General features: G+C 71.9%; 8 protein-coding genes. 3 read left to right on the top strand and 5 right to left on the bottom strand.

Features of this window, described 5'->3' with window-relative positions; translation table 11 throughout:
• Positions 1 to 24: 24 nt before the first annotated feature.
• A complete protein-coding gene (locus GUI43_RS14830) occupies positions 25 to 675 on the bottom strand; it encodes a LysE family translocator (RefSeq protein WP_112699053.1) in 651 nt (216 codons plus the stop codon).
• 229 nt (positions 676 to 904) lie between these two features.
• On the opposite strand from GUI43_RS14830, the gene GUI43_RS14825 reads away from it, so the two are divergent.
• Both GUI43_RS14825 and GUI43_RS14820 read left to right on the top strand, forming a co-directional pair.
• Positions 905 to 1,384 carry a DnaJ family domain-containing protein gene (locus GUI43_RS14825; protein WP_112699070.1) on the top strand — a complete coding sequence of 160 codons (480 nt, stop codon included), beginning with the start codon at positions 905 to 907 and terminating at the stop codon, positions 1,382 to 1,384.
• Positions 1,385 to 1,422: 38 nt separating this feature from the next.
• A complete protein-coding gene (locus GUI43_RS14820) occupies positions 1,423 to 1,965 on the top strand; it encodes a GNAT family N-acetyltransferase (protein WP_112587811.1) in 543 nt (180 codons plus the stop codon).
• Positions 1,966 to 2,026: 61 nt separating this feature from the next.
• On the opposite strand, the gene GUI43_RS14815 is transcribed toward GUI43_RS14820, so the two are convergent.
• A complete protein-coding gene (locus tag GUI43_RS14815) occupies positions 2,027 to 2,602 on the bottom strand; it encodes a maleylpyruvate isomerase N-terminal domain-containing protein (RefSeq protein ID WP_211326700.1) in 576 nt (191 codons plus the stop codon).
• A 102-nt stretch (positions 2,603 to 2,704) separates the two neighbouring features.
• On the opposite strand from GUI43_RS14815, the gene GUI43_RS14810 reads away from it, so the two are divergent.
• Positions 2,705 to 3,688 carry an AraC-like ligand-binding domain-containing protein gene (locus GUI43_RS14810; protein ID WP_170158733.1) on the top strand — a complete coding sequence of 328 codons (984 nt, stop codon included), beginning with the start codon at positions 2,705 to 2,707 and terminating at the stop codon, positions 3,686 to 3,688.
• Between the two features lie 16 nt (positions 3,689 to 3,704).
• On the opposite strand, the gene GUI43_RS14805 is transcribed toward GUI43_RS14810, so the two are convergent.
• From GUI43_RS14805 to GUI43_RS14795, 3 genes are all read right to left on the bottom strand, one after another.
• A complete protein-coding gene (locus tag GUI43_RS14805; RefSeq protein ID WP_112586875.1) occupies positions 3,705 to 4,181 on the bottom strand; it encodes a hypothetical protein in 477 nt (158 codons plus the stop codon).
• A 61-nt stretch (positions 4,182 to 4,242) separates the two neighbouring features.
• Positions 4,243 to 6,042: a serine hydrolase domain-containing protein gene (locus GUI43_RS14800; RefSeq protein ID WP_112699051.1), complete on the bottom strand. Its 1,800-nt coding sequence runs from the start codon at positions 6,040 to 6,042 to the stop codon at positions 4,243 to 4,245.
• A gap of 11 nt (positions 6,043 to 6,053) precedes the next feature.
• Entirely contained in the window at positions 6,054 to 7,343 is a 1,290-nt protein-coding gene (locus GUI43_RS14795; RefSeq protein ID WP_112699050.1) for an exo-beta-N-acetylmuramidase NamZ family protein, read from the bottom strand.
• Between the last annotated feature and the right edge of the window lie 4 nt (positions 7,344 to 7,347).

Below are 7,347 nucleotides of genomic sequence, written 5' to 3'. Positions count from 1 at the left end.
CACCGGGGGCGCTGACCGCCCGGGTCAGGGCGTGGCGACGGCCGCGCGCGAGCGGTCGGCGGCGATGCGCACGGCCAGCGCCGCGAGCGCGGTGCCGGTCACCCAGCGCTGCACCCGCAACCACACCGGCCGGCGGGCGAAGAACCCGGCCAGCGAGCCGGCGCTGAGCACGATCAGCGCGTTCACGCTCAGCGCCACGACGATCTGGGTCAGACCGAGCAGCAGGCTCTGCGTGGCCAGATGCCCCCGCGTCGGGTCGATGAACTGCGGTAGCAGCGACACGTAGAGGATCGCGATCTTCGGGTTTAGCAGGTTGGTGACCAGGCCCATGGTGAACAGGCGTCGGGGCGGGTCGGGCGGCATCGGCGCGGGGCTGAACGGCGAGTGCCCACCTGGACGCAGCGTCCGCCAGGCCAGCCAGAGCAGGTAGCCGGCGCCGGCCAGCTTCACCACCGCGTACAGCGTCGGCACCAGGACGAAGACGGTGGCCAGGCCGGCGACCGCCGCCGCCAGATAGACGCCGAAGCCGGCGGCCACCCCGAGCAGCGAGACCAGCCCGGCCCGGCGGCCCTGCGCCACCGAGCGGGACACCAGGTAGACCATGTTCGGGCCGGGCGTGAGCACCAGTCCCAACGCCACCAGCGCGATGCCCAGCAGTGCCCCAGTACTCACCACGACGCTTCCCCCCGTCCGATGGATCCCACACCGACCGTAATCGGGATGAACATCCCAACCCAGGGCCACCTGGCAGGCCGTGGCCTGCGATCCGGGGTGATCCACTCGTGTTCGGTGCGACGGCAGCACCGTTGGCGGGAATGCGCACCGTCGCGGGCGTGCTGACCCCTGGCAAGTGCGTGTCGCCGGCCGGAGGCGGCGCGTTACGGTGGCCAGGGAGGTGCCGCACGTGACCGAGGCGTGGGAAGCGTCAGTGGAGGCGAAGATCCAGGATGCCGTTCAGCGCGGCGAGTTCGACAACCTGCCCGGCATGGGAAAGCCGATCCCCGGTCGGGGGGCGCCGTACGACGAGGCGTGGTGGATCAAGAGCTTCCTGGAGCGCGAGGCGCTCCCCAGTGACCTGCTCCTGCCCACGTCGCTGCAACTGCGCCGACGCATCGAGCAGGTCCCCGACGAGGTCCGTGACCTGCCCACCGAACAGTCCGTCCGCGACTTCGTGGGGCAGTTGAACGCGCAGATCGTGGCGTGGCTGCGCTTCCCCGACGACGGCCCCCGGGTCGCGGTGCGTCCGGTGAACACCGAGGACGTGGTCCGCCGTTGGCGCGCCGAGCGGGCCCGGCCCGAGGTCACGACGACCGTCACCGAAGCGGCGGCCGTTCTGCCGCCGGCGCGCCGCAGCTGGTGGCGGCGGTGGCGCCGACGGGGCTGACCGCCGGGCCACGGCCACGGCCACGGCAGACTGTGCCGATGCTGATCGAATCGCGGTCACCCGACCTGCCCTCGACGCCGGGAGTCGCGCTGCGTCAGTGGTGCGCCGACGACCTGGATGAGCTGGTGCAGGCGTACCGGGATCCGGTCCTGCGCCGCTGGACCAGAGCTCCGGTGACCACCGCCGCCGAGGCGCGACGGTGGCTGGAAGGCGCGCTGCGCGACTGGGCCGACGGGCGGCGGTACACCTTCGCCGTCGTCGAAGAGCAGGCCGACGGCGCTCGGCTGGTGGGCAACGTGGTGCTCAAGGGGGTCACGCCGCAGCGCCCGGCCCCGGAGGTCGGCTACTGGACGGCGTCGTGGGCACGCGGCCGCGGCGTCGCCCCTCGCGCGGTCACCGCGCTGAGCCGATGGGCGTTCGACCGGTTCCCCGAGGTGGCGCGTCTCGACCTGCTGCACCAGGTGGACAACGTCGCGTCCTGCCGGGTGGCGCAGAAGTGCGACTTCGTGTTCCAGGAGGTGCTGCCGGCCCGGCCGCCCTTCCCGCTCGACGGCCACCGGCACTCGCTGCACGCCGGCTAGCCGGGCTCCAACCGGGTGGTCGCCCGGCAGGCGACCACCCACCCCTCAACGCTGGTGCGAGTCAGTCGACTGCGGCCCGCCAGTTCCAGGAGGTGCGCCTCGCCCGGCCGGGCAGCTCACCGCGGCCGGTCATCCAGAGCAGCACCTCGGGCGCCGCCCCGGGCGGGGCGTCCGGGAAGAGTCGGCGCAGCACCAGCGCGCTCAGCCGCCGCGACGGCTGCCACTGCACACCGAGGCCGAGGGTGATGTCGTGGGTGTGCAGCAGGGTCTCGGCCACGCCCATGGCGGCGAAGCCGACCGGATCGCACGGGCCCCAGTGCCAGGCCCGCGCGTCCGGCGGGGCGGCGTCGACGGCGGCGGCGAGCAGACCGGCGCAGGCCCGCACCACGGTGAGCACCTGCGTCGGGCTCGCGTCGGGGGAGACCCGCAGGTCGTACGGCAGATAGCCGTCATCCGGGCGGCCGGTGACCTGGCCCGCGTACGCGAGGAGGTCGTGCGCGACGTGCGCCGCGGTGGTCCAGCAGCTCCAGCTCAGCGAGCCGGCCGGCACCGACCAGTCGCGGTCCCGGTGTGGCAGCAGCACCCTGGTCATCTCGTCGGCGGCCTCCCGCAGGTCGGTGCCGGTCACCGCCGACATTCGCCAACCCGCCGGGTAGCACCGGGCGTGGGATTCCCGCCATGGGTCGAGAAAGTCGAGGCATGCAAGAATCCATCCTCGCATATGGGGGGAGGCGAGCGGGTGTTGCCAAACCTGGTGGTGGACACGACGGTCCTGCCCCCGGCGGACCGGTTCGCGTTCTGGTATGCCCTGGTCGCTCAGGAGACGGCGCCGGCGCACATCAGCAGCGGCCACCTGGACAACTTCGTGGCCTACGCGCAGGCCATCGATCTCGGCCGCATTCGGATGACCTCGCTGCGCTACCCGTCGCTGGACTCGATCCGGCCCACGAAACTGGTCCGCCGAGCCGAGGGGGATGTGTATCAACTCGCGCTACCACTGACGGGTCACAGCACCCTGATCCAGGATCGCACCGAGTCCACGCTGGAAGCCGCGAACCACTTCACCCTCTTGGACACCGCGCGGCCGCACGTCGCCCGGCATCGCGCGGACGGCCCCGGTCCCGCCACCTCCATCACCGTGCAGATACCGCACGCGGCGCTGCCCCTGGCGCCGGACCGGCTCCGCCGCCTGCTGGCCACGCCGATGCCGTCGCACGTCGGCGTCGGCGGGCTGTTGGCCCACCACCTGCGCAGCATCGCGGCGCATCCGGAGCAGTTCGAGCCGGCCCAGGCCGAGATCCTGGGCGGGGTGGCGGTGGACCTGCTCACCGCCGCGCTCGCTCAGTACCTCGACATCGAGGACACCCTGTCACCGGAGGCGCGGCAGACCGCACTGCGGGCCCGGGTCGTCGACTTCATCGACCGGCACCTCGACAGTGACGAGCTCAGCCCTCGCAGCGTCGCCGCCGCCCACCACATCTCGCCACGGTCGCTGCACCGCCTGTTCGAGGCGGAGTCGACGACGGTTGCCGAACTCATCCGCGCCAAGCGCCTGGAGCAGTGCCGCCGCGATCTCGGCAACCCGCTGTTGCGACAGCCGATCCATGCCATCGCCGCCCGCTGGGGTTTCCCGGACAAGGCCCACTTCAGCCGCCTCTTCCGTGCCCACTACGGACGTTCGCCGCAGGAATACCGCACGGGCGTCGCTCGCCAGGATCGGTGACCCGACCGACCGGCCACTACCGCCGTCGGTCGGTCGGATCGTCCGCGACGAAGTCCCGGACCGCGTCGCGGATGCTCTCGCCGTACGGGTCGTCCGGTAGCCGCACCAGGTGTTCGCGGGCTCGGGCAAGGTACTCCCGGGCCGGGCCGACGTTGCCCAGGCGCCGGTGGCAGTCGGCCAGGTTGAGGTACAGCGACGGCAGGAACGCCTGGACCTGGAGCGAGGACAGATACCGCTGGGCGCGTTCGTCGGTCAGGTCGGACACGGCGGCCAGGGCACGTTCGTCCCAGGCCAGCTCCGCCTCGGTGTTTTCCTGGAGGTCCGCGAGGTAGTGCGCCAGCGTGCAGCGGTGCAGGGCGTCACCGGTGGGGCCGAGTTCGTCCCACAACGCGGTGAGCAGCTCACGGGCGCGGGCAGGTGCGCCGCTCTGGCCGAGCTGCACGGCCTCGATGATGCGGGCCATGGTCGGGTCGACGGTCGCTTGGTCGGTCATGTCGCCGATGGTCGGGCCTCAACCCGGTCGAGGGTCAAATTGCTCTCGGGCCCGTACAGTCTCAGCTCCGCGCCGGTGACCACCCGTCGGCGACGAACCGGGAGGCGTCGGCACCCTCGCCGGAAAAGAGCATGCCGTGCCGGTCCGCCGCTACGAGCCGGTCGACGTAGACGCCACGCCCCTGGCCGGAGCCGTCGGTGCTGCTGCTGAACCGCAGGTGGGTGGCCTGATCGGGCAGCGCCACCGTGACCTGCCACCACACCCGACCCCCGTAGCCGGTGACCGTGCCGTCGGCGCTCCACCGGCGGGCTGCGTCGCGGAGCTGCATCGTCGTCGGCACCCAGCTCTGACCACCGTCGGTGGAAACCTCGAATCGCGCGCTGTCAAAGCGGGGCTCGGTGTCGTACCAGAGCAGGAAGCTCGCCGTCCCGCCACGGCCGGGCCGACGCAGCGGCGCCGTGAGCGTGCTCGTCGCGGAGTCGCGTGGGTCGGCCCGCCAGGCGCTGGCCGAGCGCGGCCGTACCGGCATCGCCTCCGCGAGGTCACGCGCGACGGCCCGTCGGGCGACGTTGTTGCTGCCCCAGCCCCGGTCCGGGTGCACCCGGTTGCTGAGCATGACGACGAACGAGTGGGAGAGCGGGTCGATGACGATCGACGTTCCGGTGAAGCCGGTGTGCCCGAAGGCCACCGGAGAGGAGAGCCCCATCATGTACCAGTGCTTGTTCAGCTCGAAGCCGAGCCCGCGGTCGCTCTCCGGGTAGGCCGACTCGAGCGGCGCGTTGTGATTGACCAGCATCGCGCGCACCGTTTCCGAGCGCAGGATCCGCCGGCCGCGGTATTCGCCGCCGTTGAGCAGTGACTGGCAGAGCACGGCCAGGTCCGCGGCCGTGGAGAAGACCCCGGCGTGCCCGGCCACCCCGCCGAGCGACCACGCGTTCTCGTCGTGCACCTCGCCCCACACCATGCCGCGTCCAGCGTACGGCTGGTATTCGGTCGCGGCGATCCGCGACCGCCGCTCCGGGCCCGGGTTGTAGCCCGTGTCGGTCATGCCCAGCGGCCCGGTCACGCCGTCGCGGACCAGGTCGGCCAATGGTCGACCGGTTACCCGCTCCAGCAGGACACCCAGCGCGATCAGCCCCAGGTCGGAGTAGACGTACTGGCTACCGGGCGTTGCCCCGGTGGTGAGCGGCGTGGCGAGGGCGGCGGCGAATCGCTCGGCCGGTGTCGGGTATCTGCTCCACAGTGGTGTGAACGCGGGCAGACCCGATGTGTGGGTGAGCAGCATCCGCACGGTGACCGCCGCCTTGCCGCCGGCGGCGAACTCCGGGACGTACCGGACGACCGGCGTGTCCAGCTCCACCCGCCCCCGCTCCACCTGCTGCATGGCGACGATCGTGGTGAACAGTTTCGACACCGACGCCAGGTCGAAGATGGTGTCGCGCCGGGTCGGGATCTGCTGGTCGGCGGGGAGTTCCACACCGACCAGGTCGGGCGGTGGCCCAACCGCGGAGTACTTGACCGCGCTGCCCACGGCGGCGTGCTCAACGATCACACCGTCCTTGGCGGCCAGGACCACCGCGCCGGCGTACGCCGGGTAGCCGGGGTGCTCCGGGGTCGGCTGTAGATACGCCGCCAGGTCGGCGGGCAGGCGACCCACCTGGTCGGGGAGCAGCCCGACCTGACGGGCGCTGCCGCGCCGCAACGTGTCGTGACGGAACTGGATGTCCGCGGGGGTGACGGTCGGCGGACCGGACGTGGGTGTCGCGGCGACCGCCCCGGTGGTGGGGAGCACCGTGCCCAGGATCACCAGAGCCAGGCCGAGCGCGAGTGAGCGGAGCGGACGACGGGTCGACCTGGTCATCACCGCACTCCTCAGTAGAGCAGGTAGGGCCGGCGACGCCGGTCGAAGGTGGCCAACTCCTCGGCCCAGGCGCCGACGACGTCGTCCACGTCAGCTCCGGCATCGATCTGGGTCCGCAGTCGCGGCGACCCGGTGAGCTTGTCGATCCAGTACGGGCGCACGGTGTCCCACGAGTCGCGTCGCCAGGCGAACGCCGGGTACCTGTGCGCCTCCACGAGCATGGCCACGCCGGTGCGGATCGGGTCGTACACCGCCGGGTCGACGACCTTGACCTCGACGCCGGCGCAGAGCTTGTTGAGCAGGTCCGGCTTCTGCCCGGCCGCGGTCGGCGAGAAGTACGCCTCACGGAACTCGACCCCGGGCAGGTTCCGGGCGTTGAGCCGGTCACCCCAGTGGTGGTCGAAGTCCGTCGCCAGGCCGCCGATCAGCTCGAACGGGCGACACGTGCCGCGCCCCTCGGTGATCGAGGCGACACCCTCGAACAGCCCGGTGCCCGGGTAGACCAGAGCGGTGTCCGGGGTGGGCATGTTGGGGCTGGGCATCACCCAGGGCACGCCGGTGTCGGCGGCGAGGGCGTCGCGCTTCCAGTGCCGGCACCGCACCACGTCCAGGTCGACCGGTCGTCCCGCCTCGGCCGGCAGGAACGTGGCGTTGAAGAACCGGGCCAGCTCTCCGACGGTCATCCCGTGCTGCTGAATAATCTCCTTGAGACCCACGCCCGAGGTGTACGGGCTGGTCATCATCGGCCCGTAGGCCCGCCCGCCGATCGGGTTGGGCCGGTCCAGCACGACGTAGCGTTTGCCGACCCGGGCCGCGGCGACCATAGAGGTGTACATCGTCCAGATGTAGGTGTAGAAGCGGACTCCGACGTCCTGGATGTCGAAGACCACGGTGTCCACCCCGGCCTCGGTGAACATCGCTTCCCACCGGGCCTGCGAGGCGCCGTACGCGTCGTACACCGGGATGCCGGTGCGTGCGTCGACGCCGGTTCCCTCGCTGCCACCTGCCTGCGCGGAGCCGCGGAAGCCGTGCTCGGGGCCGAACGCCGCGACCAGTTGCACCCGACCGGAGCCGTGCATCAGGTCGACGAGATGCCGGTAGGACGCATCGACGCCGGTCGGGTTGGAGATAACGCCCACGCGCTGACCGGCGAGTTCGGCGAACCCGGACGACACCAGCTCGTCGAGGCCGGTGCGGACCCGACGGTCACGGGAGTTGGCCGCCGCCGGTCCGACGCCGAGCGTCCCCGCCCCCAGCGCGCCCGCACCGACCGCGCCGACCAGGAAATTCCTCCGCTGCATGCTT

This window comes from Micromonospora noduli, from assembly GCF_003264365.1.
Lineage (GTDB): Bacteria > Actinomycetota > Actinomycetes > Mycobacteriales > Micromonosporaceae > Micromonospora > Micromonospora noduli.
This window is presented reverse-complemented; position numbering and strand designations above follow the sequence as displayed.